Origin of the sequence: Devosia psychrophila (assembly GCF_000971275.1) — a bacterium.
Lineage (GTDB): Bacteria > Pseudomonadota > Alphaproteobacteria > Rhizobiales > Devosiaceae > Devosia > Devosia psychrophila.
Window position 1 is genome coordinate 1 of the sequence record NZ_LAPV01000188.1, and the last position, 1,410, is coordinate 1,410.

At 59.8% G+C, this 1,410-nt stretch carries 2 protein-coding genes; both read left to right on the top strand.

Annotation, left to right across the window (positions count from 1 at the left end; translation table 11 throughout):
• On the top strand, positions 1–713 hold a 713-nt coding region (locus WH91_RS19855; protein WP_046172757.1), incomplete at its 5' end, for an ATP-binding cassette domain-containing protein.
• A partial coding sequence (locus tag WH91_RS19860; protein ID WP_046172758.1) for an ABC transporter ATP-binding protein occupies positions 710–1,410 on the top strand: 701 nt, incomplete at its 3' end. The genes WH91_RS19855 and WH91_RS19860, both read left to right, overlap by 4 nt.

The following is a 1,410-nucleotide window of genomic DNA, read 5'->3' on the forward strand; positions in this document are numbered from 1 at the left end:
CGTCCGGCTCGGGCAAATCGACCTTGATGCGGGCGGTCTATGGCGACTTTTCCACCGGCCTGCGCATCGGCAGCGGCAGCATTATCGGGCAGTTCGAGGACAAGCAGACCGGTGCTGTGATCGAGGCACCGTCGAGCCAGTTCGCGCCGCTGTGGTGGGATCAGCTGAGCTATATACCGCAAGGCTCGATGAGCGTGCTCAATCCGCTGATGAAGGTCGAGCAGCAGGTAGTCGACGGGTTGCCGGCCCGCGAACGACATGGCAGCCGGGCTGATTTGCGGCAACGGATCTCCGAATTCCTCGGCGCTTTCGGGCTTGAGGCCAATGTGCTCGATGCCTATCCGCATCAATTATCGGGCGGCATGCAGCAGCGCGTGCTCGTGGCAATCGCCGCCTTTGTCAATCCCAAACTGATCCTGGCCGATGAGCCAACCACCGCGCTCGACGTGGTAGTGCAGAAAAAGATCTTGTTGATGATGGTCGAAATCCAGCGCCGCCAGCGCAATGCTTTGGTGCTCGTCTCCCATGATCTTGGCGTCCACTACCAGATCACCGACCGGCTGGTGATCATGTATCAGGGTAAAATCGTCGAGCAGGGGCCGACCGCGCAAATCTTCGGCGATCCACAGCATAACTATACCAAGAACCTGATCGCTTCGTTACCGCGGCTGCGTGGCAAACGGGCTGTTGAAGCCGTGGGAGCGTCGGTATGAGCAGCCCACCCATTCTCGAAGTGCGCAATCTGACGCGAGCCTATCGCAAAGGCGGTTTTTTTGGCGGCACAGACTTCAAGGCGGTCGACGATGTGTCGTTTACGCTGCCGGCTACGCCCCAAGTGTTTTCCATCGTGGGAGAGTCCGGGTCGGGCAAGACCACGATCGCGCGGATGATCCTGCGGCTGGTGGAGCCTAGCGAAGGCAGTATCAGCCTGCTGGGCCGGCCGTTGACCGGCAAGGCGTCGCAGCGCATCAACAACGACGAGTTCCGGCGGTTGGTGCAGCCGATCTTCCAGAACCCGTTCGAGGCGTTTAGCGCTTACCTACCGGTTGAGGCTTATTTGCGGCGCACGGCCATCAACCTCAAAATTGCGAACAACGACCAGCAGGCCATAGAAGCGTCCGACATGGCGCTGAAATCGGTGGGGCTGAGCTATGAACGCATCCGCGGCAAATACATCCGCCAGTTTTCCGGCGGCGAATTGCAGCGCATCAGCGTGGCGCGGGCGCTGATACCCAAGCCCAAGCTGATCGTGGCCGACGAGCCGGTGTCGATGGTCGATGCCTCGCTGCGCATGTCGATCGTCAACCTGTTCCGCCAGATCGTCGAGGAGCAGGGCGTGTCCTTCATCTACATCACGCACGACCTTTCGACCGCCTATTACCTATCAGACCAGGTGTCGATCATGAATAC